Raw genomic sequence first — 25,181 nt, 5'->3', positions numbered from 1 at the left:
GGGTGCCGGCGCAGGCCGGCGGGTGTGGATGCGGGCTACTCGAAACGCTCGCGCAGGACGCCCATGGCGTTCTGCACGGGCCGATCGGAGTAGCTGAACAGCACGGCCTCGTCACTGGCCGCCAGTTGCAGCGGCGCCCACGACGGCACGACGAAGGTGTCACGCGGCCCGAACGCGAAGCGCTCGCCGCCGATGGTGGCCGTGCCCTGGCCCTCGACCACGCTGTAGATCGCGCCATCGGTCTGCCGGTGCACCTGGCCGGCGAAGCCCTGGGGCAGCAGCTGCAGGAAGGGCTGGATCGTCGGCATCGGCGAGCCGCCGGTCAGAGGGTTCACATAGGCCAGCTTGTGGCCGTGCCACGGGTCCGGCGCCTCGCCCCGTGCCAGCGCGGCCAGCGCTTCGCGGCTGCGGGCATAGGGGTAGCTGAAGATCGGCGAAGTCGGCGAGCGGTGGCGGTGTTTGACCGGCGCCATGTTGTGGCCGAAGCGCGCGAAGCTGTGGCCCTCGGGCACGGCCACCTCTTGCGACATGGCGTCGGCGTTCTCGGCAAAGCCGGCGTCGAAGAAGCGCAGCATGGGGATGTCCAGCCCGTCCAGCCAGACCACCGGCTCGGCCGCACCGGCCACGCCTTCGTTGCCATGGTCGTGCCAGGCCCACGACGGCGTGATGATGAAGTCGCCCGGGTACATGGTGGTGCGCTCACCGCCCACCGTGGTGTACGCACCCTGCCCGTCCACGATGAAACGCAGCGCCGACTGCGTGTGCCGGTGCGCCGGCGCCACCTCGCCCGGCATGATCAGCTGCAGGCCGGCGTACAGCGACTGCGTGATGGACGAGCGCCCGGGGATGGCCGGGTTCTCCAGCACCAGCACGCGTCGCACGGCCTCTTCAGCGGTGATCAGCGTGGCCGACTCCATCAGGAACGGCTTGATCGCCTCGTAACGCCACAGTGCCGGCACACAGGGGCTCTGTGGCTCGCGCGGCACCAGGGCGTGCAGCGATTCCCACAGGGGCGTGAGGTGCAGCGGGCGGATGCGGTCGTAGTAGGCCTGGCGGGCGTTCGGCGTTGTCATGTGGTGTCTCCGGGGATGTTGATCTGTGTCAGTGGCGTGATTGTTGGCTCGGGGTTCTATTGCAGCAAGCTTGCTGGCGGATACTTGGCATTGCTTTTTTGAATACTGCGCCATCGAGATCTGAACCGCACCACAGCAGCCGACCCAAGCCATGGAGACATGCAATGTCCAAACTCGACCTCGAATGGCTCAAGGTGTTCGACGGCATCTGGCAGACGGCCAGCGTATCGCAGGCCGCTGACCGCCTGGGCATGGCGCAAGCCGCCGCCAGCACCGCGCTGAACAAGCTGCGCGCCCACTTTGACGACCGCCTGTTCGAGCGCACTTCGCTCGGCATGCAGCCGACACCGCATGCGCAGAAGATCCAGCCGGCCCTGCGCGAGGCACTGGCCCAGCTGGAGCAGGCCCGCAACAGTCGCGAGGCGTTCGACCCGCTGCGCGCGCAACGCCGCTTTCGCATCTGCCTGACCGACATCAGCGAGGTGGTGCTGCTGCCACGGCTGGTGGAGCACCTGCGCCGCGCGGCCCCGCACGTCCTGATCGAAACCGAGATCGTCTCAGCCGCCAGCGCGCGTCGGCTGGAGGATGGCGAGATCGACCTGGCCGTGGGCTTCATGCCGCTGCTGGAGACGGGCTTCTACGGCCAGACCCTGTTCCGCCAGAACTTCGTCTGCCTGGTGGCACAGAACCACCCGCGCGTCGGCGCGCGCATCACGCGCAAGGCCTTCGCGGCGGAGGCGCACGCCGTCGTGGGCTCGTCGGGCACCGGACACGCCATCGTCGACAAGGTGATCGCGCGCCAGGGCATCGAGCGGCGCGTGGTGGTGCAGCTCTCGAGCTTCCTCGGCGTGGCACGCATCGTGGCGCGCACCGAGCTGCTGGTCATCGTGCCGCGCATCCTCGGCGAAATTCTGGCGACGCAAGAGGCCGTCAAGCTGATCGAGCCACCGTTCGCGCTGCCCGACTATGCGGTGCGCCAGCACTGGCATGCGCGCTTTCATGCGGACGATGGCAATGCGTGGTTGCGGCGGACGATGGCGGAATTGTTCAGCGGCGACCGGGCCAGGCCGTGACAGGGCTGGCCGGTAAATCCAGGGCCAGCCAAACGGCATAAGCTCACACCATGCACACGCTCAACCACTGGACCCCTTCCTCCTGGCGCGACCGCCCCGCGCTGCAGTTGCCGACCTATGCGGACGAGGCCGCGCTGCGCGCCACCGAGCAGCGTTTGTCCACGCTGCCGGCGCTGATCTTTCCGGGCGAGATCGCGCAGCTGCGCACGCGCCTGGGCGCCGTGGCGCGCGGCGAGGCCTTTCTGCTGCAGGGCGGGGACTGCGCCGAGAGCTTCGACGACTTCGGCCAGGAGGCGGTGGAATCGACCTTCCGCGTGATCCTGCAGATGGCCGTGGTGCTGACCTATGCGGCCGCCTGCCCGGTCGTCAAGCTGGGCCGCATTGCCGGGCAATTCGCCAAGCCGCGCTCCTCGGACGTCGAGACGGTGGACGGCACCACCCTGCCCTCTTACCGCGGCGACATCATCAACGGCAGCCCGTTCACGGCGCAGGACCGCACGCCCGACCCGGCGCGCTTGCTCACCGCCTACGCGCATTCGACGACCACGCTCAACCAGCTGCGCGCACTGGCCCAGGGCGGCTTTGCCGACCTGCACGAGGTGCACCGCTGGACGGCCGACTTCGTGCGCACCAGCCCGCAGGGCACGCGCTTCGAAGAGCTGGCCAACCGCATCACCGAATCGCTGGCGTTCATGGAGGCCTGCGGCTTCGATGCGACGCGCGCGCCGCAGCTGCACGCGGTGGAGTTCTACACCTCGCACGAAGCGCTGCACCTGCACTACGAGCAGGCGCTGACGCGCTATGACGAACGCACAGGCAGCTGGTATGGCGGCTCGGCCCACATGCTGTGGCTGGGCGAGCGCACGCGCGGGCTGGACGGTGCGCACATCGAGTACCTGCGCGGCATCGGCAACCCCGTCGGCGTGAAGCTCGGCCCCACCGCCAGTGCCGACGATGTGCTGCGTCTCCTGGACCGGCTGGACCCGGACCAGCAGCCCGGGCGCATCGTGCTGATCAGCCGCATGGGCAGCGACAAGGTAGCCGAGCGCCTGCCTGCGCTGCTGCGCGCCGTGCGCCGTGCGGGCCGCAAGCCGGTGTGGTGCTGCGACCCGATGCACGGCAACACGGTGACCTCATCGAACGGCTACAAGACGCGCGACTTCGAACGCATCCTGGCCGAGATGCGCGGCTTCTTCGCCGCGCATGCGCAAGAAGGAACGTGCGCGGGCGGCCTGCACTTCGAGATGACGGGGCAGGATGTGACCGAGTGCCGCGGCGGCGCGCAGGCACTGACCGACGAGGGCCTCAGCAGCCGCTACCGCAGTGCCTGCGACCCGCGACTGAATGGCTCGCAAAGCCTGGAGCTGGCGTTCCAGATCGCCGATGTGCTGAAGGCGGCGCGGGCCGGCTGATTCGGGCCGGCTGATTCGGGCCGGCTGATTCGGGCCGGCTGATTGGGCCGGCTGATTGGGCCGGCTGATTGGGCCGGTCAATCCAGCGAGACGTTGGCCTTTTTGGCCAGCGCCGCATAGCGCGCGGCCTCGCTGCGAAAGAACTTCGCGGCATCTTCCGGCGACGTGGGCTTGATGACGTTGCCCTGTCTGGCCATGGCGTCGGCCACCTCCGGGCTGGCAAAGCCTTTGACGAATGCCTCGTGCACGCGCTTGATGTCCGCCGCCGGCAGCTTGGCCGGGCCGACCACGGCGAACCAGCCCTCCACGTCGTAGTCCGGCAAACCCTGCTCGGCAATCGTCGGGATGTCCGGCGCGGCCGGCGAACGCGTGGCGCCGCACAGGCCGAGGGCTTTGACCGCACCGCTCTTGATGTGCGCCTGGATCGCTGGCAGCGCGACCACACCGAACTGCACCTGGCCGCCCAGCAGGTCGTTGACCATCGGCCCCGTGCCTTTGTAGGGGATGTGGCGCACCTTCAGCCCGGCCTGCTCGACAAACATCTCGCCGGCCAAATGGATGATGGTGCCGTTGCCGGACGAGGCGTAGTTGAAGTCGTCCGGCTTGGCCTTGACCAGCGCGATCAGCTCCTTCACGTTGCTGGCCGGCACGGCCTTGCCGGCCACCAGCACCAAAGGCGTGGCGCCGACGATGCTGATGGGCGTGAAGTCGGCCACGGCATCGAACGGCATCTTCTTGTAGACGGCCGGGTTGATGACGTGGTTGTTGGAGAACAGGCCCAGCGTGAACCCGTCGGGCGCGGCCTTGGCCACCGCCGAGGCACCGGTGATGCCGCCGGCGCCGGGCAGGTTCTCCACCACCAGCGGATGGCCCAGGGCCTTGCCGATGGCGACCGAAGAGGCGCGGGCAATCGTGTCGACGCCGGAGCCGGCGCTGATCGGCAAGATCAAGCGCACCGGCTTGTCGCTCTGGGCGAAGCTGGGCAAGGCCAGCAGTGCGGTGGCCGACAGCAGCGTGCGGCGCGTGAGAGTGGCGTGGGAAGTCGTCATGGTGGTCTCCGTTTCTTCAATCAATGCATCAGGCGCTGTGCGCGGCATGCTGCCGCAGCGCGCCCAGAATCTCGTCCGTGTGCTCGCCCACCTTGGGCAGCGGCATGCGCACGCCGGGCCGGCGCCCGCCCATGAGGATGGGCAGCAGCACCGCCTCGGTCACGCCGCCCTCGTCGGTGGCCATGGGCACCAGGCCACCGCTCTGCTTCAGGTGCGGGTCGTCGCATAGCTGTTCGGGCCGCATGATGGGCGCGTAGGGGATGCCGGCGGCCTCCAGCTTGGGTGAGAGTTCATCGGCTTGGTGGTGCAACAGGATCTCGCCCAGCACAGCCAGCAGTTGCGGGCGGATGGCCACGCGCGAGGCGTTGTCGCCGAAGCCGGGCAGCTGCAGCAGGTCTTCGCGCTGCAGCACCTTGCACAGCGTGACGAATTGCTTGTCGCTGACAGCGCCGATGAACAGCTGCTCGCCCCCGGCCAGCGTGAACACGTCGTACACGCTCCAGGCCGAGATGCGCGAGGGCATCGGCGGCGGCGGCTCGCCTGTCATCAGGAACTGCTGCATGTGCTGGGACGAAAGAAACACGCAGTTTTCGAACAACGCGCTCTGCACTTCCTGGCCCAGGCCCGTGCGGTCGCGCTCGCGCAGCGCGGCCAGCACGCCGATGGCGCCGAACATGCCGCCCATGATGTCGTTCACGCTGGTGCCGGCACGCAGCGGCCGGCCGACCGGGCCGGTCATGTACGACAGGCCACCCATCATCTGCACCACCTCGTCCAGCGCCAGCCGCTTCTCGTAGGGGCCGGGCAGGAAGCCCTTGTGCGTCACGTAGATCAGGTGCGGGAAGCGCTGCGACAGCGTGGCGTGGTCCAGGCCCAGCTTCTCCATGAGCCCGGGCCGAAAGTTCTCCAGCACCACATCGCAGGAGCCGGCCAGCTCGGCGGCTGTGGCACGCCCCTCATCGGTCGTGATGTCCAGCACGATGCTCTTCTTGTTGCGGTTGAAGCTGCGGAAGAAGCCTATCCCCAGGCCAGGCAGCTTGCGCGTCTTGTCCCCGCCGGGCGGCTCGACCTTAATGACCTCGGCGCCCAGGTCGGCCAGGATCATGCCGCAGGTGGGGCCCATGACCATGTGGGTGAATTCGAGGACACGGATACCGGCCAACGGCAAGGCTGCATCGGCGTTCGCGCCGGTGAGCGGCAGGGGCGCCTTGGCGGTGGCGCTGGCGTGCGGGGCGTTCTGTTCGGCGTGCATGGAGTGCTTTCGTGGATTCAGGCGGTAGCGGCTTCTGGCTGGAAGGTCTTGGGCAGGCCGGCGCGCCACAGCGTGCCGTGCAGGCTGTCGCCCTCGCCCGCATCGCGCAGCCACCCGGCGACTTTCTCGCGCAGGACCAGCAGGCGCGGCAGGTCGATGCCGGTGTCGATGCCGGCGTCAGCCAGCAAAAAGGCCAGGTCTTCACTGGATGCATTGCCACTGGCGCCGGGTGCGTGGGGGCAGCCGCCGATGCCGGCCAGCGTGGCGTCGAAGCGGGCCACCCCGGTCTGCAGCGCAGCGTAGACGTTGGCCAGCGCCAGCCCGCGCGTGTCGTGGAAGTGGCCGCAGCAAAAGCGCTCGCCGGCGATGGCGCGGGCCTGCTCGAATAGGTCGCGCACGGCCGCCGGGCCGGCATAGCCCACGGTGTCGGCGATGCTGACGCGGTCGGCGCCGGCGTCCAGCAGGGCCTGCATGCAGCGCAGCACCTCAGCCGGCTCGACGCGGCCCTGGAGCGTGCAGCCGAAGGCGGTGCCGATGCCGCCTTCGATCAGCGTCTTCGAGCCGGCGGCATCGCGGGCGGCGCGCATCTTCGCCACCTCGGCCACCACGTCGTCCGGCGTCTTGCGCAGGTTGGCTAGGCTGTGCGCGTGGCTGGCTGACAGAGGGACCAGCATCAGGTCGGCCTGGCTGGCGATGGCGGCCTCGGCGCCACGCAGGTTGGGCACCAGGACGGAGACCACCAGGCCGGGTAGCGTCTTGGCGTAGCTCACCAGCTCGGCCGTGTCGGCCAGCTGCGGCAGCAGCCGCGCCGGCACGAAGGAGCCGACCTCGATCTCGCGCTGGCCGGCCGCATAGGCATCACGGATCCATTCGATCTTGCGCGCGGTGGCGAGTACGGTCTGGAGGCTTTGCAGCCCGTCGCGCAGGCCGACCTCGCGCACCACGACGTGGGGGGGAAGGGATGTCATCTCGCTTGTCTCCTCTTGGGGTGGGTGCGACTTTAGACTTCACCATCCAAGCACTGAAGCGACAATTTTTCCGCCCAGACATGCCCAACCGGAAACACACGCCATGTATGACCTCGATCTGACGACCCTGCGCTTGTTCGTGGCCGCGTGCGACAAGCGCAATCTGGCCCGCGCGGGCGAGCAAGAGCACATCGGCGCCTCCGCCATCAGCAAGCGTCTGGCCTTGCTGGAGCAGCAGGTGCAGGCGCCGCTGCTGGAACGCCACCGGCGTGGCGTGGTGCCGACGGCGGCGGGCGAGATCCTGCTGGAGCACGCCCGCGCCATGCTGGCCACCGCCGACCGCGTGGCGCGGGACATGGCGGCCTACCGTCACGGCATCAAGGGGCAGGTGCGGGTGCTGGCCTCTGTCTCCTCGATTGCCGAGGGCCTGCCCGACGACATCGCGGCCTTCCTGCAGGCGCCCGAGAACGCGCAGATCCGGGTCGATCTGGAGGAGCGCACCAGCACCGACCTGGTCGCCGCCGTCCGCGAGGGCCTGGCCCCGCTCGGCGTCTGCTGGGATGCGGCAGACCTGGAGGGACTGCAGACGCGGCCCTACCACAGCGACCACCTGGCGATCGCGGCGCACCCCGCGCATCCGCTCGCGCAGGCGCTGCAGTGCAGCTTCGCGCAGACGCTGGACCACGAGCACGTGGGGCTGCCGGCCTCGACGGCGGTGCACACGATGCTGGCGCGGGCTGCGGCCATCATCGGCAAACCGCTGCACTACCGGGCCGTGGTCTCCAGCTTCGATGCAGCGCTGCGCTGCGTGCAGGCCGGGCTGGGTGTGGCGATCGTGCCAGGGGAGATCGCCCGCCCGTACGCCGGGGCAGGCGAACCGGGGGCGGGCCTGCGCATCGTGCAGCTGACCAATGCCTGGGCGACGCGGCGGTTTGCGATCTGCCTGCGCGATGCGGCGCTGCTGTCGCCTGCGGCGCGGCTGTTGCTGGTGCATCTGCAGGCGCGCGCGGCGGCCGCGGCGGCCGTGCGGCCTGCGGCACGCTAGCCGGCCCCGGGCGGCCCGTCGTCAGGCGCGCCACCCGCGCAGCGGCGTGATCTGGTCGCGTCGAGTTCCTGGCGGAGCGCCTGGCACTGCCGTGGTGGCGGTGCCCCAAGCACCGTCAGGCGCTGATCGCCAACCCCCGCAACATCACGCCCACACCACCGGCCGCCAGGCAGCAGAACAGAAGGCGCTTGACGAGCAGGGCCGACAGGCGACGCCGCAGCCGCGAGCCCATCCACACGCCCAACAGCACACAGGGCAGCAGGACCACTGCCGTCTGCAGCAGCCCCTGCTGCTGCAACAGGCCAGTCGCACCGAACGCTCCCAAACGCACGACGGCGCTGGTGAACACCACCGTCGCGATGGTGGCGCGCAAGCGGTCCACGTCGTCCAGCCGGCGTGCCAGGTACATGGTGTAGACCGGCCCGCCGGTGCCGAACAAGGCGCTGAACACGCCACCGACGACGCCTGCCGGGATCACCCAACGTGCCGAAATGCGCGTCTGCGCCGACGCGGCCACGAGCAGGCTGCGCAACGCCATGGCCAGCACGAACACGCCCAGGCCGATGAGCAGCCAGCGCGGGCTGACCCGCTGCAACGCTGTCGCACCGATGAACACCCCCACCAGCATCCAGGGCAGCAAGCGCCTCAACTCGTCCGTCGCCACCTGGCGCCAGTTGCGCAACCCGACCAGCGACGTGGCGACCAGGTCGAACAGCAGCACCAGGGGCACGGCAAATTGCAGCGGCACGACCTGCACCAGCATCGGCACGGCCACCATGGCCGCCCCGAAGCCGGTCAGCCCGAACACCGTGTAGGCGACGGTGATGGCCAGCGCAGCCAGGGCGACGGTGCCATCGTCCATGCGTGGCTACGTCACGACCGCCCAGCGGCATGCGCGGCTTGGGAGATCAATTGGCCTTGAGGCCACGGCGGCTGACCAACTCTTTCCAGCGCAAGGATTCGCTGCCGATCTCTGCCAGCAGCTCTGCGGGCGTGGAGGTCGTGGCGGTCATGCCCTGCTCGCTCAGGTAGCGCTTCATGGCAGGCTGTTCCACAGCCCGCTGCACGTCGGCGGCCATGCGGCTGGTCAGCGCGCGTGGTGTGCCCGCCGGCGCCATCAGCGCAAACCAGCCGGAGAAGTCGAAGCCGGGCAGCCCGGCCTCCACCGCAGTGGGCACGTCGGGCAGCAGGCCCGAGCGTTCCTTGCCGGTCACCGCCAGCGGGCGCAGGCGGCCGCCCTTGAGCAGCGGCGAGACGCCGCTGATGTTGCCCACCACCAGGTGCACCGTGCCGGCCATCAGGTCGACGTAGGCCGGGCTCTCACCCTTGTAGGGCACATGCACGAACTGCAGGCCAGCCGCATCGGCCAACGCTTCGCCCGCCATGTGCACCTGGCTGCCGTTGCCGGCCGAGCCAAAGGCAAGCTGGCCCGGGTTTGCCTTGCCATGTGTGATCAGCTCCTGCAGGGTCTTGGCCGGGACACCGACGTGGACGGTCACCACCATGGGGCCGCTGGCCACCTTGCTGACCATCTCGAAGCTGTCGTTGCCATACGGCAGATTCTGGTAGAGATGCGGGTTGACGGTGAACATGCTGCCGGAGGCTAACAGCAACGTGGTGCCATCGGCCGAAGCTTTGGCCACGACCTCGGCGCCCAGTGCGCCGCCCGCGCCCGGGCGGTTGTCCACCACGACGGTCTGCTTCCAGGCCTTGCCCAGTTCCACCGCCAACGCCCGGCCCAGCAGGTCGGTGGCGCCACCGGCCGCGAACGGGACGACCAGCCGCACCGGCTTGCCCGGCCATTCGGCTGCCAGCGCGGGCAGGCCCAGGCCGGCCAGCAGCAGCGCCACTGCAAACCGGCTCGCCAGCCGCCGCCTCGGGCGGTTCAGATCCCTTGCTTCTCGCATCGGGGGTCTCCTTTGTTGTGTCTGTTGTCGGGGGATGTCGGAATGTCTGCGCCGCCGTGGGCGCAGCGCCTGTCAGCCCGTGGGGGTGGGCCGTGTCGGGTTGCCCTTGGGGCCGGCTGCCACGGCGCGCAGCGCCTCCAGCAGCACGTGGGACAGGTGAGAACGCGGGTTGTCGCGCGGCACCAGGATGCCCAGGCGCCGGGTCAGCGGCGGCGAGCCGAAGGGCAGCGTGCGGATCGGCGCCGGGAACTCGTTCCTCGTCAACCGCCCCGGCACGATGGAACTGCCCAGGCCGTTGGCCACCATCGCGATCACGCCGTCCAGCGTGTCGATCTCCATGATGGAGCGCACCGCAATCTTGCGGCGCACGATCTCCTCCTGCACCAGCGTGCCCACGCGGGCCGAGCGATTGAAGCGCACATACGGCGTGCTCTCCAGCACCTGCTGATCGGAGTCGCCCTGGTTCGTGCGGTGCGTGATGACCACGAAAGCCTCGTCCACGAACGGCAGAAAGTCCAGGTCGCTGCGTGCGACCTCGGGCTCGGTGACCACGGCCACGTCCAGCTGGCGGTGCAGGATGGCGCGCTCCAGCTCGTGCGTGAGGCCGGTCGTCAGGTGGATGTCGATGCCGTGGCCCTGCTGCTGCAGCCGCTTGAGCGCCAGCGGCAGCACACCGGAGACACAGGTATGCACCGAACCCAGCTTCAGCAACCCGCCCGGTGTGCCGCGCTTGAGTGCGGCGCTCATGCTTTCCCAGTGTGCGATCAGGTCGCGGGCGCGGTGCGTCAGCGTCAGCCCGCTGGCGGTCAGCACCGGCGGGCGGCGGCTGCGGTCGAACAGCGTCTGGCCCAGTTCTTCCTCCAGCGAGCGCATCTGCATGCTGACCGCCGACAACGACAGCCCGATGGCGTTGCCTGCTTCGACGAAGCTGCCGCGGTCGGCAATGGCGACCAGCGTGTAGAGGGTCTTGACGTCCATACCGCCCCTACAGTCCGAGCAGCTTGCAGGCGTTGCCGCCCATGACCTTGCGCAGGTTCACGGGCTGGATCGGCAGGGCCTCGAACCATCGCTTGTAGTCCTTCACCGGACAGAATGGAAACGAGCTGGCATACAGCATGCGGTCGGCCAGGAAGGAATCGGCGGCCTTCACATACTCCAGCCAGCCCGGCATGCGCGAAAAATACATGTCGGGCGACAGGTACATGTTGGGCCGGCGAAACGCCACGTGCAGGATCTCGTTCACCCAGGGCCAGCCGCCGTGCGCCACCACCACCTTGAGGCTCGGGAAATCGGCCAGCACGCGGTCGGTGCGGATCGGGTCCGAGTAGCTCAGGTCCGGCCCGGCCGTGCCGCCCACCATCAGGATCACCGGCACGCCCAGGTCTTCGCAATGGGCGTAGACCGGGTAGAGCCTGCGGTCGTCCGCATACAGCGGCACCGGATACGAGCCAGGCTCGATGTTGACGAGCTTGAAGCCGGCCTGTACCGCCTGGGTGATGGTGTCGCAGGCGCCCTTGCGCGAGGTCGGGTCGATCGAGGCGGCGCCGATGAAGCGGCCGGGATGCGCGGCCACGATGCCGGCCACGTCCTCGTTCGACACACTGCCCAGCACGCCGGCCAGCCGGCCGACCACCACGCCCTGGGCCACACCGGCCTCGTCCATCTCATCGAGCAGCAAGCCCATGGACTGCTGCTGCGCCGCCGGTGAGGGCGTGAAGCCCACGGTGCGCGTGAAGCCGTCGCGGCGTTCACCGGCCGCGTACATCAGCGTGTTCAGAAACCCATCCACGGGCGGCCGCAGCCTGAAGTCGATCACCATCTGGATGCCCTCACATCACTTCGTTCTTGCGGTCATCGCTCTCGCCATAGCGGTGCAGCGCAGGGGGCTTGAGCCCCTCGTACAGCTTCTCGATACCGGCGTTGATGATGGCGCCGTGCTGGGCGAACAGCGAGTTGCCGGCGAGGTCGCTCTCGACGATGAAGGGGCCGAAGTTCTTCACTTCGAACAGCCACATCGCCTGCGCGATGCCGAGTTCGTCCAGCCAGAAGACCTCACGCACGCGCTGGATGCCACGGCCCAGCAGAGCACCGGTGCCGTAGCCCACAGTGGTCAGATAGACCGCGCCGCCGGGGGCCAGCACCTGCTTGTAGTCGTCCGCCGGCATGCCGCCCTTGCCGATGATGATGCGGGCGCCGGTTGTGGCGATCCAGCGCGGAATCCACTTGGAGAAGCGGAAGCTGGCGGTTGCCGTCACCGCCCCGACGTTGTAGCCGCCCTGCCCGTTGGGCGCGGCGGCCGGCGAGCAATGGAAGTTCACGTTGCTGATGGCGCCCAGGTCCAGCGGCAGGGGCAGGCCCTCGTCCAGCACCTTCTTGTAGACGCCTTCGCGGGCGGTGTAGACCACGCCGCTCAGGTAGACCGCGGCGCCAAGCTCCAACCTGGCGATGTCCTCGGTCTGCGCGGGCAGCTCGAGGTGGAACACCTTCATGCCGTCTGCGTTGTCTTGCTGCTGTTCCATTCGACTGTCTCCCGGCGCATGTAGGGGGTGAACCATTGCGGGTCCGTGCGGTATTCGATGCGGCCGTCGGCGTGGATGCGGGCCGTGGCACGTCTCGACGACAGGCAGAAGGTGTGGATGCTGATCGGCATGCCACCGGTGTGGGTGTGGCCCACCTCGATGTGGCAGTCCACCACCATGGAGGAGCCGACAAAGCCCATCGCACCCATGCCGATGGAATTGCCCAGCTGCTTGAGCTCCAGCTCCAGCTCGGCGATGCGTGGGTCGGGGTTGCGGTCTCCCACGGTGCGCAGGCAGGCGGCCTGCTTGCCCAGCTGCATGCAGGTGTCCTTGGAGCCGCCCAGGCCAATGCCCACGATGGCGGGTTGGCAGGCCAGGCCGCGCTTGCCGAAGGCGATCAACGTGTCCAGCACGAAGCGCTTGATGCCGTCGATGCCGTCGCCGGGGAACAGCATGCGGTAGTCGGTGCCGAACAGGCCGCCCTTGTGCACGGTGGTCACGTCGATCCAGTCAGCATCGGGCTCGAAGCTCCACTCGATCTCGGGCGCGTTGATGCCCACGTTGTTGTTGTTGTCGGTGCGCCAGAGCGGGTGCACGCGGTTGGGCCGCAGCGGCACCAGCTGCGTGGCGTCGGCCGTGGCTTTGCGCAGCGCGTGCTCGACCGCGATGAAGCCACTTTCGACCCGCGCTTCGTTGCCCACCTTCACGTAGTAGCGCGGCAGGCCGGTGTCGGCGCACATGGGGCGGCGGTCCTGGTCGGCCGCCTCCCAGTTGTCCTGCATGGCGTGGATGACAAAGCGGGCCAGCTTGCCGGTCTCGCTCTTGCGCAGCTCTGCGATGCCGGCCCGGTAGTCCTGCGGTATCTCGATCGCCGCGCGCTTCATGATTTCGAGCGCGGCTTCCCGCACCCGCTGAATCGGAATGTTCATCTCGCTCCTTTGTTGTGCAGTGCCGCTCAGGCGGTGACCTTGGGCGGTTGGCCAGCCGCGCCTTCCTCGCCGGTCAGCAAGGACTGCCCTGGCCGCACGATGTCGAAGGTGACCGGCACCATCTGCAGCCGCAATGCATCGCCATCGGCGCGGATGCGCGTGTAGCAACTGGTCTGCAGGTCACCTGGCTCGGGGAAGTCTTCGCGGAAATGCGCACCGCGGCTGTTCTCGCGGGCCAGCGCAGACACCGCGATCACCTTGGAGATGGCGACCAGGCTTTCCAGGTTCAGCCAGTCGTGCCAGCTCACGTTGTAGCGCCGGTCCCCGTCGGCCACGCCCATGGCCAGCAAGGTCGAACGGTGCGATGCGACAGCGGCCAGGCCGCGCTGCATGTCGGCCTGGTTGCGCAGCACGCCCACGTCGTTCCACATGGTGTGCGAGAGCGCATCGCGCAGTTCGTGCACGGCGCCCGCAGCTCGCGAGAACGGGAACTCCGCCTGCGCCACGCCCTGCTGCAGCACGCGCGTGTCCGGATCGCGCCAGCGGCCTTCCCGGCGCACATAGGCGGCCATGGCATCGCCGGCAATGCCGCCGAACACCGTGGAATTCGCCACGCCGTTGCCACCCAGTCGGTTGGCGCCGTGGACGCCGCCGCAGTCCTCACCGGCCGCGAACAGGCCAGGCGATGCGGTCGAGCCGTCGATCTCGAACTCCACACCGCCCATCAGGTAGTGCGCGGTGGGCACGACCTCCACGCGGCCACCAGCCAGGTCGAAACCGCAATCGCTGCAGCGCGTCACCATGCCCGGAAATTTCTTGGCCACCATCTGCGGCCCCAGGTGGCTCATCTGGATGTACACGCCGCCCATGGGGCTGGTGCGACCGGCCCGCATTTCGGCGTAGATGCCGCGGCTGACCACATCGCGCGTGGCGCGCTCGCCGCGATCGTCGTAGCGGGTCATGAAGCGTTCCCCGGCACCGTTCAGCAGATGGCCGTCGGCGCCGCGCAGTCCTTCTTCGAGCACGGTGCCGGTCATGCGCGTGTCGGGCCCGCCGAGCAGGCCCGTGGGATGGAACTGCACCATCTCCATGTCACGCAGCGACAGACCGTAGCGCAGCGCCATGGCCAGGCCATCGCAGGTCTTGTCACCCGACGGTGTGTGGTAGCGGTACATGGTGGGGCCGGCGCCGGTAGCAAGCAGCACGGCCTTGGCCTGCACGAACCGGTAGCGCCCCGTGCGCATGTCGATGAACAGCACGCCGGCAATGCCCGAGCCGTCGGCCGCAGGAATCAGCTCGATCGCGCGGTGCTCCTCCAGTTCTTCGGCGTCCACCGCGCGCACCTGCTCCATCAACCGGTTGATGATCTCGATGCCGGTCAGGTCGGCCTTGTGCACGGTGCGGTCGAAGCTTTGGCCGGCGAAGGCCTTCTGGTGCAAAGAGCCATCCGGGTTGCGGTCGAAGAAGCAGCCGATCTCGTTCTCCAGCTCCTGCACGCGTTCGATGGCACCGGTCACCAGCCGCCACGCCAGGTCCTGGCGCGGCAGCCATTTGCCGCCCTCGATGGTGTCCATGAAGTGGCGCTCGATCGAATCGCCGGCGCCCAGCGCGACGTTGTAGCCGCCCTGCACCATGCGCGTACAGCCGCATTTGCCCAGCAGGCCCTTCACCGCCACGGTCACCTGCAGCGCGGGGTTGGCCTTCTTCGCATGCAGGGCCGCAAACAGCCCTGCCCCGCCTGTGCCCAGGATGAGGATGTCGGTCTTGTGGTTGTCGATCTGCATTCACATCACTCCAGCGATGAACACCATGCCGATGGCCAGCGACAGCGCGCCACCCCAGCCGATCCAGGACAGCCGCGCATCGCGCGTGGCGCGCCAGGGCAGCAGTTCCATCGCCAGCAGGCGCAGGCCGAAGCACAGGTGGATAGACAGCAGCAGCACCAGGCCCCACTCGCCGAACTTCACCGCGCCCATCTCCGACAACTTGAGCAAGCGGTCGAAGCGCTGGGCATCCTGAAGCGCCAGGCCCAGCACGTAGAAGTGCACCGGCAGGAAGATGCCCAACGCCAGGCCCGACAAGCGGTGTCCGAGAAAGGCCCAGTACGCCCGGTGGTTGCGCGGGGACTTCATGCGAGAAGCCCTCCGACCGCCACCACCGCGCGCAGGCCCAGCGCCAGCAGCAGCAAGGCGAACAGTGCGCAGACGATGTCAGCCGCACCGCGCGGCAGCCGGCCCCATTCGACGAGGATGTTGCGCAGGCCGATCGGCACATGCACCGCCACCGCCAGTACGAACAATGTGTAGAACGCGATCCAGCCAACGCTGCCCTGCGTGCGCGACAGGATCTCGGCCGCCGTGAGGCCGCCACGCACCGCATACAGCACCAGCGCCAGGTGCACCAGAACGAAGGGCGCCATGACCAGCGCACTGAGGCGCTGCAACACGAAGAGACGCGGCTGCATGGCTAGTCTCTGCTGAAGAATTGGCGCAGCGCCTGCTTCTTCAGGCCCGCAATGCTGCCAGTGGGGCTGAGGCTCACCGGGCAGTGCGTCATGCAACTGCCCTGGCTGTGGCAGGCATTGCAGCCACTGCCGGAGGTGGCCTGCTTCAGCACCCCCTTGGGGTCGGCGTGGCGCTCGTCGTTGTAGAGCGTCCAGGCCCGGTTCAGCGCAGCGGGCCCGAGGTAGTCCTTGTCCCAGGCCACCACGTCGCAGGCGGCATAGCACACGGCGCAGTTGATGCACTCGATGCCGGCATCGGCCAACTTGCGCTGCTTGCTGTCGGGCCGCACCTTGGCTGGTGCGTCGAGCCGCGTGGCGGTGCCGACGAAGGCGTTGCCTGCCTTCTTCCACTTGTCGAAGAACTCCGACATGTCGACCACCAGATCCTTGATGCGCGGCATGTTGCGCAGCGGCTCGATCACGATCACGCCGTCTTCCTCGACCCGGCTCACATGGGTGCGGCAGGTCCAGCGCGGCCTGCCGTTGACGGTCATGGCGCAGGAGCCGCACACGCCCACGCGGCAGGCGAAGCGGTACGAGAGCGTGGGCTCCAGCCGGCGCTGCACTTCGGTGACCACATCCAGCACCGTCTGGTTCTCGCGCCAGGGCACGGCATAGGTGGCAAGTGCGCCCTGCTGCGCCCCGCGGTGGATGCGGACGGTGAGCATGCGCTGCTGCGTTCGGGTGTGGGATTGCACGGACATCCTTGGTGACTGTCATTCAGCCCGGGCCAAGCGCCGGGCTGCGGAAAGTCTAGGAGTTCACAAATTCGCGATCAATAGTTTATTGATCGATATTTTTTGAACTTAGAAGCCGGTGCGCTGGGACGTGCAGCACGTGCCGGTTACAAGGTTCAGGCGCGGTCCGCGTGGGGTCGCCCCGGGCTGTGCCACCGGCGCTCGAGCAGGAGGAGGCTTGGGCAATCCTGGGCGCGGACGCCAGGGAAAACGAACAAGCGGCAGGCGTGTGCGCGCCTCGCGGTGAGCCGGCGGGCCGAGCCCGGCATGGGCCCCGGAAAGGTCAGGATTCGGAACGGTGGGTGGCGTCACACCCGCGAAGGGGCGACTACCGATGCAACGCCGCCGCCAGTTGTGCAGCGCGGCGCGAGGCCTTCAGCGGCGCCATTGGCAGCGCCAGGGTGGGCCGCCAGGTGGCACCGCTCGCCACGGGCTGGCGCAGCCTCACATGTGCTCGATCATCACCTCGCCAAAACCCGAGCAAGACACCTGCGTGGCCCCATCCATCAACCGCGCAAAGTCATAGGTGACGCGCTTGGACGCGATGGCCTGCTCCATCGAGCGGATGATCAGATCGGCCGCTTCGTTCCATCCCATGTGGCGCAGCATCATCTCGGCCGAGAGGATTTCCGAGCCGGGGTTCACGTAGTCCTTGCCGGCGTACTTTGGCGCTGTGCCGTGCGTGGCCTCGAACATGGCCACCGAGTCGGACAGGTTGGCGCCAGGCGCGATGCCGATGCCACCGACCTGCGCGGCCAGTGCGTCGGAGACGTAGTCACCGTTCAGGTTCAGCGTGGCGATCACCGAGTACTCGGCCGGGCGCAACAGGATCTGCTGCAGGAAGGCGTCGGCGATCACGTCCTTGATGACGAGCTCCTTGCCGTTCTTGGGGCTCTTGATGCGCATCCAGGGGCCGCCGTCGATCAGCTCGGCGCCGAATTCCTTCTGCGCCAGCGCGTAGCCCCAGTCACGGAACCCACCCTCGGTGAACTTCATGATGTTGCCCTTGTGCACCAAGGTCACGCTGGTCTTGTCGTTGTCGATGGCGTACTGGATGGCCTTGCGCACGAGGCGCTCGGTGCCTTCGATCGACACCGGCTTGATGCCCAGGCCCGAGGTCTCGGGGAAGCGGATCTTCCTGACCCCCATCTCGTCCTGCAGGAACTTGATGAGCTTCTTGGCTTTGTCGCTCTGCGCTTCGAATTCGATGCCGGCGTAGATGTCTTCCGAGTTCTCGCGGAAGATGACCATGTTGGTCTTCTCGGGCTGCTTCATCGGCGAGGGCACGCCCTTGAAGTACTGGATCGGCCGCAGGCAGACGTACAGATCCAGCTCCTGGCGCAGCGCCACGTTCAGCGAGCGGATGCCGCCGCCCACCGGCGTGGTCAGCGGGCCTTTGATCGACACCACGTAGTCGCGCACGGCGTGCAGCGTTTCTTCGGGCAGCCAGACATCGGGGCCGTAGACCTTGGTCGACTTCTCGCCCGCATACACCTCCATCCAGTGGATCTTGCGCTGGCCGCCATAGGCCTTGGCCACCGCGGCATCGACCACCTTCAGCATCACCGGCGTGATGTCCAGGCCAGTACCGTCACCTTCAATGAACGGGATGATCGGCTCGTGCGGCACGTTCAGCGACATGTCGGCGTTCACGGTGATCTTCTGACCTTGCGCAGGCACCTGGATGTGCTGGTACATGGGGGATGTCTCCAATGGGATGCGGGGGAAAGGACGAAATGCCGACAGCCTGGCACTCGAGAAAAATGCCGCGCGATTCTAGTCCGGGCGGGTCTGTCGAACAGCCTGTCGAAGGGCCTGTCGGGCGGCCTGCCGGCGGGCCTGGCGGGGGCCTGGCGCAGTGCAATACCGCACATCCCGCACAATGGCTTTTCCCGCCGCTTTCCCACCTTTGCCATGCGCTTGATCCGCTCGTTGTTCTCTGCCCTGTTGGTCGCGCTGGCTACTGCCGCGCCGGCGCAGGAAGGCCCGCAGCTCGACTTGCCACGCACCACCCTGTCGGCCGGCATGCACCAGATCGACGTGCAATTGGCGCTGACGCCGTTGCACCGGCAGATCGGACTGATGCACCGCCGCCAGATGCCGCAGCACGAGGGCATGCTGTTCGAGTTCGAGCAGGCCGGCGTGCAGTGCTTCTGGATGAAGAACACGCTGCTGCCGTTGACAGCTGCGTTCGTGGACGACGCCGGCGTGATCGTGAACCTGGCCGACATGCAACCGCTGGACGAGCGTTCGCACTGCTCGGCCAAGCCAGTGCGCTTCGTGCTGGAAATGAACCAGGGCTGGTTCGCGAAGAAGGGCATCAAGGCCGGCTTCAAGCTGGCCGGCCAGCCGTTCACTGCGCCCAAGTAAAACGCCCTGCACGGGCAGGGCGTCGGCGTTGAAGCGGCAGCCCGCAGGCTGAGCCGCTGCAGGGGCGGTCAGGCGAAGTTGGCTTCGGCGAACTGCCAGTTCACCAGCTTGTCGAGGAAGGTCTCGACAAACTTGGGGCGCATGTTGCGGTAGTCGATGTAGTAAGCGTGCTCCCAGACGTCGACCGTCAGCAGCGCCTTGTCGGCGGTGGTCAGCGGCGTGCCGGCCGCGCCGGTGTTGACGATGTCGACCGAACCATCGGCCTTCTTGACCAGCCAGGTCCAGCCCGAACCGAAGTTGCCCACGGCCGACTTGACGAAAGCTTCCTTGAACGCAGCGTAGCTGCCCCACTTGGCCGTGATGGCCGCGGCCAGGGCGCCCGAGGGCTCGCCACCGCCGGCCGGCTTCATGCAGCTCCAGAAGAAGGTGTGGTTCCAGATCTGCGCGGAGTTGTTGTAAATGCCGCCGCTGGACTTCTTGACGATTTCTTCGAGCGTCATGCTCTCGAATTCGGTGCCCTTCTGCAGATTGTTCAGGTTGACCACATAGGCGTTGTGGTGCTTGCCGTGGTGGTATTCCAGCGTTTCCTGCGAGTAGGCCGGGGCCAGCGCATCGATCGCATACGGCAAGGGGGGAAGGGTGTGTTCCATTGTTTTCCTCGTGGGGTCAGGGTTGCAAAAGCACGTGTCTCTCAAACGATTGTAGGAACTAAACAAGACGGGTCTGTAGGACCTGCGCGTCTATCTCGCCGTCCGCCACCGTCGCGGTGATGCGGCCGCCGACAGGCACCTGCGCCACGCTCGTCAGCGTCTGCCCCTGCGCGTCGGCCAGCCATGCGTAGCCCCGGCCCAGCACCACATGCGGGTCCAGCAGACCGAGCACGCGCTGCGACTGCGCCAGCGCATCGTGCGCTCTGTGCAAGCGGGTGCGCAGGGCTTGGTCCAGACGCGGCGCTTGCAGGGCCAGGGCAGTGTGGCGACGGGCCACGGCGTCGCGCGCGCCATGGTCGAGTTGCTGCGCAGCGCGCGCCAGCCGCAGCTGCTGGCGCGCGACCAACTGCGAGGGCCGGCCGAGGCGGCCTACGGCCTGGTCCAGCCGTTGCGCGCGGGTCTCCAACGTGCGGAGCAGACTGTCGCGCAGGCGCGTGGCCATGGCCTGCAGCAGTGCCAGCCACACCTCCTGCGGCTGGGCTGCGAGCTCGGCTGCGGCGGTCGGCGTGGGCGCCCGCAGATCGGCCACGAAATCGGCGATGGTGAAGTCGGTCTCGTGCCCGACCCCGCACACGACGGGCACGGGGCTGCGCGCGATACAGCGCGCCAGGCGTTCGTCGTTGAAGGCCCACAGATCCTCGATCGAGCCGCCGCCGCGCACCAGCAAGATCACGTCGACCGGTGCGGTTGCACCCCGCCCTTCGGCCGGCGCGCTCGCCAGGGCATACAGGCTCTCGAGCGCGCGCACCAGGTCGGCCGGCGCCTGCTCGCCCTGCACCAGGGCCGGCGACAGCACCACCGGCACATGCGGCGCGCGCCGCCGCAGAGCCGTGGCCACATCGTGCAGCGCCGCAGCGCCCAGGGAGGTCACGATGCCGATGCCACGCGGCAGCAACGGCAGGGCGCGCTTGCGTGCGCCATCGAAGAGGCCTTCGGCCTCCAGCCGCGCCTTCAACCGGGCGAATTGCTCGAACAGCGCGCCCTGCCCGGCCCGCTGCAGGCTTTCCACGACCAACTGCAGATCGCCGCGTGGCTCGTACACGCCCAGGCGCCCGCGCACTTCGACCAGGTCGCCGTCACGCGGCGAAAAATCGAGCAGCGAGGCCGCGCGCCGGAACATCGCGCAGCGGATCTGGCCTTGCGGGTCCTTGAGACTGAAATAGCAATGACCGCTGGATGCGCGCGAGAAGCCCGAAACCTCGCCGCACACCGCGACAGGATTGAAGCCTTGGTCCAGTGCACCAGCAATGGCGCGGCATAGCGCCCCAACTTGCCACACAGACGGCGCCAATGCTCGATTCAGCACCGGCTGCGGGCCCGGATGTTTGCTGCAGCACAGCAAAAAAAATCGGAGTACTCCACAACTGCGGCGATAGGCCGCGCGGCTACGTGAACAGGCCCTGGGAAGCCAGCATTCTCGTAGAACGCCTTTGAATTCATTGGGATTTTCATTGCCTAATTTTTAGACGAAGCGTCGCAAAGCCGCGCCATTGCTGGGTTTCGACCGTTCCGGCGAGAGTTCTTCACAAAGTTATCCACAAAAATTGTGGGCGAGAACCGGCGTCGTTTCGTAGCGCAAAACCAGGGAGAGAAACAGCCGGGAGGCCGTGCGAAATGGCGCCCGGCGCGGGGTGCCAAAACCCTGTGGGCCATAATCCGCGACCCTCAACCGCCCGGAGATCCGTGTTGTTTTCGATCATACAAGCCGCTGGTTGGCCGATCTGGCCCTTGATCGCATGCTCCACCCTGGCCCTGGCATTGATCATCGAACGCTTCGTGAACCTGACCACCCGCAAGGTCGCGCCGGCCCAGTTGCTGGATGAAGCGATGACGGTCTCACAGCGCGCGGTGCCCGCGCCCGGCATCGTGAGCCAGCTGGCGCAGAACTCGGCCCTGGGCGAAGTCCTGGCCAGCGGCATGCAGACGCTGAACGCCAACCCGCGCTGTACCGAGGAAGAGCTGCGCGCCAGCATCGAAACCACGGGCCGCGCAGTGGCGCACCGGCTGGAGAAATACCTGGCCGCACTGGCCACCATCGCTTCGGCCGCGCCTCTGCTGGGCCTGCTGGGGACGGTCATCGGCATGATCGAGATCTTCGGTTCCCAATCGGCCGCCACCGGCGGTGTCGGCGGCAACCCGGCGCAGTTGGCGCATGGCATTTCGATCGCGCTGTACAACACCGCGTTCGGTCTGATCGTGGCCATCCCGGCGTTGATCTTCTGGCGTTATTTCCGCGCCCGGGTTGACGGCTACCTGTTGACGCTGGAACTTGCGGCGGAGCGTTTTGCGCGGCACCTGAACAGCCTGCGCCAGCCATGAACTTCCGGCGGGCCGGGCGCGACGAGCCCGAGATCAACCTGATCCCGTTCATCGACGTGCTGCTGGTGGTGCTGATCTTCCTGATGCTGACCACCACCTACAGCAAGTACGCCGAGCTGGAGATCCAACTGCCCGTGGCCAACGCCGAGCAGCAGAAGGAACGGCCGCGTGAGGTGGTGGTGGCGATCTCCAGCGACGGCCGCTATGCCGTCAACAAGAACCCGCTGGCCGACCGCAGCGTGGACGCCTTGTCGCAATCGATGCTGGCGGCGTCGCGCGACGCCAAGGACACCATGGTCGTCATCAGCGCCGATGCCACCACGGCGCACCAGGCGGTCGTCACAGCGATGGAGGCGGCCCGTCGCGCGGGGCTCTTCCAGATCACGTTCGCGACGCAGACGGCCGCTGGCGCCGCCGCGCGCTAGCCCCTCTCCGTCAACGGCCATGCGCGGCTGGCTGGCGGCTTTCCTGCCACGCGTTTGGCTGCGGCGCGGCGCGCTGGCCTGTCTGCTGTGGCCGCTGTCGCTGTTGTTCGGCATGGTGGCGGCTGGCCGGCGCAGCTTGTTCCGCAGCGGCGTGTTGGGCAGCACGCGCCTGCCCGTGCCGGTGGTCGTGGTCGGCAACGTGGTCGCCGGTGGTTCGGGCAAGACGCCGGTCGTCATGGGCCTGGTCGACCACCTGCGCGCGCGCGGCTGGCAGGTCGGCGTGATCGCGCGCGGTTACGGCCGCGCCACCACGGACTGCCGTGAGGTGCTGCCGTCCAGCCCTGCGCATGAAGTCGGCGATGAGCCGCTGCTCGTGCGGCAAGGCTGCGGTGTGCCGGTGTTCGTTGCGGCACGCCGTGCCGAGGCGGGTCTGGCCCTGCTGGCCCGTCACCCCAGCACACAGATCGTGCTGTGCGACGACGGCCTGCAGCATCTGGCACTGGCGCGCGACGTGGAGGTCTGCGTGTTTGACGACCGCGGCGTCGGCAATGGCTGGCTGCTGCCGGCTGGCCCCTTGCGCGAACACTGGCCGCGGCCGGCCGATCTCGTCGTGCACACCGGGGAGCAACCGGCGTTCGAAGGCTTTCGCGCGCGACGCCGGCTTGGCCAGTGGGCGCAGCAGGCCGATGGCACGCGCATGGCGCTGGCCAGCTTGGCCGACACGCCGGTGCTGGCCCTGGCCGGCATCGCACGGCCGCAGCGCTTTTTCGACATGCTGCGCGCCGCCGGCCTGCACGAGGTGCGTGAGTTGCCGCTGCCGGACCACTTCGACTTCGCCGGCTGGCAGCCCCCCGCTCAGGCACCGGCGGTCTGGCTGTGCACTGCGAAGGACGCCGTCAAGCTGTGGGCGGAACACCCCCACGCCTGGGCCGTGCCGCTGGAGCTGACATTGGACGAAGGGCTGCTGCAGGCGCTCGACCGCATGCTGGGCTCGCCGACGCCTTCCTCGACAGGGCCGCAGGTACCATTGCCGGTTTCGACTTCCTGACCCCGCCATGGACAGCAAACTTCTGGAACTGCTGGTCTGCCCCGTCACCAAGGGGCCGCTGCAGTACGACCGCGAACGCCAGGAACTGGTCTCGCGCAGCGCCAGGCTGGCCTACCCGGTGCGCGACGACATTCCCATCCTGCTGGAGAACGAGGCCCGCACCCTGAGCGACGACGAAATCGAACGCTGATGGCCCCGTTCACCGTCTTGATCCCGGCGCGCCTGGCGTCCACGCGGCTGCCCAACAAGCCGCTGGCTCTGCTGGGCGAGGTGCCAATGGTCGTGCGGGTCGCGCAACGCGCCATGCAGTCGCGCGCCACGCGCACGGTGGTGGCCTGCGACAGCGCCGACATCGCAGCGGCCTGCGCGGCCTACGGTGTCGAATCGGTGTTGACGCGTGTCGACCATCCCTCCGGCAGCGACCGACTGGCCGAGGCCTGCGCTCTGCTCGGCCTGGACGGCCAGGACGTGGTCGTCAACGTGCAAGGCGACGAACCGCTGATCGCCCCTCTGCTGATCGATGCCGTGGCAGACCTGCTGACGCAGCGCCCGCAAGCCAGCATGAGCACGGCGGCCCATGCCATCACTACCATCGACGATCTGCGCAACCCGAATGTTGTCAAGGTAGTGCTGGACGCGCGCGACTGCGCGCTGTACTTCAGCCGCGCCCCGATCCCCTGGTGGCGCGATGGCTACGCCGCCGACAACACCGCCCTGCCCGCGCTCGCGCCGTTGCGCCATGTCGGCATCTACGGCTATCGCGCTGGCTTCCTGCGCCAGTTTCCACTGCTCGCACAGTCGCCTATCGAGAACATCGAGGCCCTGGAGCAACTGCGCGCGATGTGGCACGGCCACGAGATCGCCGTGCACGTGACGCACGAGCCGCCGGGGGTGGGCGTGGACACTCCGCAAGACCTGGAGCGCGTGCGGCGGCTGTTCTAACCGTTCGCCGCAGGCGCCTGGGGGACGTGCGGGCCGGCGTCAAGAGCGCAAATCACGGAAGGTCGCATGCTATCCTCGGTCGCATGAAACACTGCGGCGGCACGCTCTGCCAGCAGTGTCGCGAGCTTCACAACATCCGAGGACATCCATGAGACTGATTCTGTTGGGCGCGCCGGGCGCCGGCAAAGGCACGCAAGCCACCTTCATCTGCAGAAAGTTCGGGATTCCCCAGATCTCCACTGGCGACATGTTGCGCGCTGCGGTCAAGGCGGGCAGCCCGTTGGGCGTGCAGGCCAAATCGGTCATGGATTCGGGTGCCCTTGTGGGGGACGACATCATCATCGGCCTGGTCAAGGAGCGCATCACCGCGCCGGACTGCGCCAACGGATTCCTGTTCGACGGTTTCCCCCGCACCATCCCCCAGGCCGACGCGATGAAGGCCGCGGGCGTGAAGCTCGACTACGTGCTGGAAATCGACGTTCCCTTCGACGCCATCATCGAACGCATGAGCGGGCGCCGCTCGCACGCGCCGTCGGGCCGCACGTACCACGCCAAGTTCAACCCCCCCAAGGTCGAGGGCGTCGACGACGTCACGGGCGAGCCTCTGGTGCAGCGCGACGACGATCGCGAGGAGACCGTCGCGAAGCGCCTGGAGGTCTACAGCGCACAGACCCGACCGTTGGTCGAGTACTACGCCAAATGGGCTGCAGCCGACCCGGCGCAGGCACCCAAATACCGCAGCATCTCGGGCACGGGCACGGTCGACGAGATCACCGCGCGCGCGCTGGCAGCCCTGGCCGACTGACGGCCACCAGGCGCACGCTGCCTGCTGCCTGACGGCGGTTCGACGGGCGGACGTTCGAGGCGTCGCAGCATGCGAGGCACGGCCAGTCAACTTGC

Annotated in this window: 27 protein-coding genes; 10 read left to right on the top strand and 17 right to left on the bottom strand. The window is 67.9% G+C overall.

The genetic code is table 11. The features are described 5' to 3' along the window. Positions 1-35: 35 nt before the first annotated feature. Positions 36-1,073 carry a gentisate 1,2-dioxygenase gene (gene gtdA, locus AC099J_RS14560; protein ID WP_479615990.1) on the bottom strand — a complete coding sequence of 346 codons (1,038 nt, stop codon included), beginning with the start codon at positions 1,071-1,073 and terminating at the stop codon, positions 36-38. A gap of 164 nt (positions 1,074-1,237) precedes the next feature. Between gtdA and AC099J_RS14555 the strand changes: the two genes are divergently transcribed. Both AC099J_RS14555 and AC099J_RS14550 read left to right on the top strand, forming a co-directional pair. Continuing rightward, positions 1,238-2,146 carry a LysR family transcriptional regulator gene (locus AC099J_RS14555; RefSeq protein WP_479615989.1) on the top strand — a complete coding sequence of 303 codons (909 nt, stop codon included), beginning with the start codon at positions 1,238-1,240 and terminating at the stop codon, positions 2,144-2,146. A gap of 50 nt (positions 2,147-2,196) precedes the next feature. Continuing rightward, positions 2,197-3,558: a class II 3-deoxy-7-phosphoheptulonate synthase gene (locus tag AC099J_RS14550; RefSeq protein ID WP_479615988.1), complete on the top strand. Its 1,362-nt coding sequence runs from the start codon at positions 2,197-2,199 to the stop codon at positions 3,556-3,558. Positions 3,559-3,635: 77 nt separating this feature from the next. Here the strand turns inward: AC099J_RS14550 and AC099J_RS14545 are convergent, their stop codons facing one another. Genes AC099J_RS14545 through AC099J_RS14535 form a run of 3 tightly spaced genes read right to left on the bottom strand, consistent with a single transcriptional unit; the run spans position 3,636 to position 6,827 of the window. Continuing rightward, positions 3,636-4,607 carry a tripartite tricarboxylate transporter substrate binding protein gene (locus AC099J_RS14545; RefSeq protein ID WP_479615987.1) on the bottom strand — a complete coding sequence of 324 codons (972 nt, stop codon included), beginning with the start codon at positions 4,605-4,607 and terminating at the stop codon, positions 3,636-3,638. A 28-nt stretch (positions 4,608-4,635) separates the two neighbouring features. After that, positions 4,636-5,859, bottom strand: a complete 1,224-nt coding sequence (locus AC099J_RS14540) for a CaiB/BaiF CoA transferase family protein (protein WP_479615986.1) — start codon at positions 5,857-5,859, stop codon at positions 4,636-4,638. Positions 5,860-5,876: 17 nt separating this feature from the next. Next, positions 5,877-6,827, bottom strand: a complete 951-nt coding sequence (locus AC099J_RS14535; protein WP_479615985.1) for a hydroxymethylglutaryl-CoA lyase — start codon at positions 6,825-6,827, stop codon at positions 5,877-5,879. Between the two features lie 103 nt (positions 6,828-6,930). Between AC099J_RS14535 and AC099J_RS14530 the strand changes: the two genes are divergently transcribed. Then, positions 6,931-7,872: a LysR family transcriptional regulator gene (locus tag AC099J_RS14530; RefSeq protein WP_479615984.1), complete on the top strand. Its 942-nt coding sequence runs from the start codon at positions 6,931-6,933 to the stop codon at positions 7,870-7,872. A 115-nt stretch (positions 7,873-7,987) separates the two neighbouring features. Here the strand turns inward: AC099J_RS14530 and AC099J_RS14525 are convergent, their stop codons facing one another. The 11 genes from AC099J_RS14525 to icd form a co-directional block, all read right to left on the bottom strand. Next, positions 7,988-8,734 (bottom strand): sulfite exporter TauE/SafE family protein, encoded by a 747-nt coding sequence (locus AC099J_RS14525; protein WP_479615983.1) that lies wholly within the window; start codon positions 8,732-8,734, stop codon positions 7,988-7,990. A gap of 46 nt (positions 8,735-8,780) precedes the next feature. Next, positions 8,781-9,779: a Bug family tripartite tricarboxylate transporter substrate binding protein gene (locus tag AC099J_RS14520; RefSeq protein ID WP_479615982.1), complete on the bottom strand. Its 999-nt coding sequence runs from the start codon at positions 9,777-9,779 to the stop codon at positions 8,781-8,783. Between the two features lie 72 nt (positions 9,780-9,851). After that, the gene (locus AC099J_RS14515) at positions 9,852-10,757 is read right to left on the bottom strand and encodes a LysR family transcriptional regulator (RefSeq protein WP_479615981.1); all 906 of its coding nucleotides are present in this window, start codon (positions 10,755-10,757) and stop codon (positions 9,852-9,854) included. A gap of 7 nt (positions 10,758-10,764) precedes the next feature. After that, positions 10,765-11,598, bottom strand: coding sequence for an amidohydrolase family protein (locus AC099J_RS14510; protein ID WP_479615980.1), 834 nt, complete (start codon positions 11,596-11,598; stop codon positions 10,765-10,767). Between the two features lie 10 nt (positions 11,599-11,608). Further along, a complete protein-coding gene (locus tag AC099J_RS14505) occupies positions 11,609-12,298 on the bottom strand; it encodes a fumarate hydratase C-terminal domain-containing protein (protein WP_479615979.1) in 690 nt (229 codons plus the stop codon). After that, a complete protein-coding gene (locus AC099J_RS14500; RefSeq protein WP_479615978.1) occupies positions 12,265-13,227 on the bottom strand; it encodes a fumarate hydratase in 963 nt (320 codons plus the stop codon). Before AC099J_RS14500 ends, AC099J_RS14505 begins: the two co-directional genes overlap by 34 nt. A 26-nt stretch (positions 13,228-13,253) precedes the next feature. Beyond that, positions 13,254-15,011: an L-aspartate oxidase gene (locus tag AC099J_RS14495; protein ID WP_479615977.1), complete on the bottom strand. Its 1,758-nt coding sequence runs from the start codon at positions 15,009-15,011 to the stop codon at positions 13,254-13,256. Beyond that, positions 15,012-15,359, bottom strand: a complete 348-nt coding sequence (gene sdhC / locus AC099J_RS14490; protein ID WP_479615976.1) for a succinate dehydrogenase, cytochrome b556 subunit — start codon at positions 15,357-15,359, stop codon at positions 15,012-15,014. Continuing rightward, complete coding sequence (locus AC099J_RS14485) at positions 15,356-15,691, bottom strand: succinate dehydrogenase/fumarate reductase transmembrane subunit (protein WP_479615975.1); 336 nt, start codon at positions 15,689-15,691, stop codon at positions 15,356-15,358. Before AC099J_RS14485 ends, sdhC begins: the two co-directional genes overlap by 4 nt. Before the next feature lie 2 nt (positions 15,692-15,693). Further along, the gene (locus AC099J_RS14480; protein WP_479615974.1) at positions 15,694-16,398 is read right to left on the bottom strand and encodes a succinate dehydrogenase/fumarate reductase iron-sulfur subunit; all 705 of its coding nucleotides are present in this window, start codon (positions 16,396-16,398) and stop codon (positions 15,694-15,696) included. Between the two features lie 513 nt (positions 16,399-16,911). After that, positions 16,912-18,165, bottom strand: coding sequence for an NADP-dependent isocitrate dehydrogenase (icd, locus tag AC099J_RS14475; protein WP_479615973.1), 1,254 nt, complete (start codon positions 18,163-18,165; stop codon positions 16,912-16,914). A gap of 216 nt (positions 18,166-18,381) precedes the next feature. Here icd and AC099J_RS14470 point away from each other — a divergent pair, with 216 nt between their 5' ends. Then, the gene (locus AC099J_RS14470; protein WP_479615972.1) at positions 18,382-18,837 is read left to right on the top strand and encodes a DUF192 domain-containing protein; all 456 of its coding nucleotides are present in this window, start codon (positions 18,382-18,384) and stop codon (positions 18,835-18,837) included. Positions 18,838-18,905: 68 nt separating this feature from the next. Here AC099J_RS14470 and AC099J_RS14465 read toward each other — a convergent pair whose 3' ends face one another. Further along, the gene (locus tag AC099J_RS14465) at positions 18,906-19,487 is read right to left on the bottom strand and encodes a superoxide dismutase (protein ID WP_479615971.1); all 582 of its coding nucleotides are present in this window, start codon (positions 19,485-19,487) and stop codon (positions 18,906-18,908) included. 58 nt (positions 19,488-19,545) lie between these two features. Further along, positions 19,546-20,853, bottom strand: a complete 1,308-nt coding sequence (gene xseA / locus AC099J_RS14460; RefSeq protein ID WP_479615970.1) for an exodeoxyribonuclease VII large subunit — start codon at positions 20,851-20,853, stop codon at positions 19,546-19,548. A gap of 380 nt (positions 20,854-21,233) precedes the next feature. On the opposite strand from xseA, the gene AC099J_RS14455 reads away from it, so the two are divergent. The 6 genes from AC099J_RS14455 (at position 21,234) to adk (ending at position 25,086) form a co-directional block, all read left to right on the top strand. Next, the gene (locus AC099J_RS14455) at positions 21,234-21,866 is read left to right on the top strand and encodes a MotA/TolQ/ExbB proton channel family protein (RefSeq protein ID WP_479615969.1); all 633 of its coding nucleotides are present in this window, start codon (positions 21,234-21,236) and stop codon (positions 21,864-21,866) included. Beyond that, a complete protein-coding gene (locus AC099J_RS14450) occupies positions 21,863-22,291 on the top strand; it encodes an ExbD/TolR family protein (RefSeq protein WP_479615968.1) in 429 nt (142 codons plus the stop codon). Before AC099J_RS14455 ends, AC099J_RS14450 begins: the two co-directional genes overlap by 4 nt. A 19-nt stretch (positions 22,292-22,310) precedes the next feature. Continuing rightward, on the top strand, positions 22,311-23,339 hold the full coding sequence (lpxK, locus tag AC099J_RS14445) for a tetraacyldisaccharide 4'-kinase (protein WP_479615967.1): 1,029 nt from the start codon (positions 22,311-22,313) through the stop codon (positions 23,337-23,339). Positions 23,340-23,346: 7 nt separating this feature from the next. Further along, the gene (locus AC099J_RS14440) at positions 23,347-23,529 is read left to right on the top strand and encodes a Trm112 family protein (protein WP_479615966.1); all 183 of its coding nucleotides are present in this window, start codon (positions 23,347-23,349) and stop codon (positions 23,527-23,529) included. Next, complete coding sequence (gene kdsB, locus AC099J_RS14435) at positions 23,529-24,281, top strand: 3-deoxy-manno-octulosonate cytidylyltransferase (protein WP_479615965.1); 753 nt, start codon at positions 23,529-23,531, stop codon at positions 24,279-24,281. Before AC099J_RS14440 ends, kdsB begins: the two co-directional genes overlap by 1 nt. A 148-nt stretch (positions 24,282-24,429) precedes the next feature. Next, positions 24,430-25,086, top strand: coding sequence for an adenylate kinase (adk, locus tag AC099J_RS14430; protein ID WP_479615964.1), 657 nt, complete (start codon positions 24,430-24,432; stop codon positions 25,084-25,086). Positions 25,087-25,181 lie beyond the last annotated feature (95 nt).

This window comes from Rhodoferax sp. RT4P68 (genome assembly GCF_056521305.1).
Note: the sequence above shows the minus strand (reverse complement) of the source record. Positions and strands in the feature narration are given on the sequence as shown.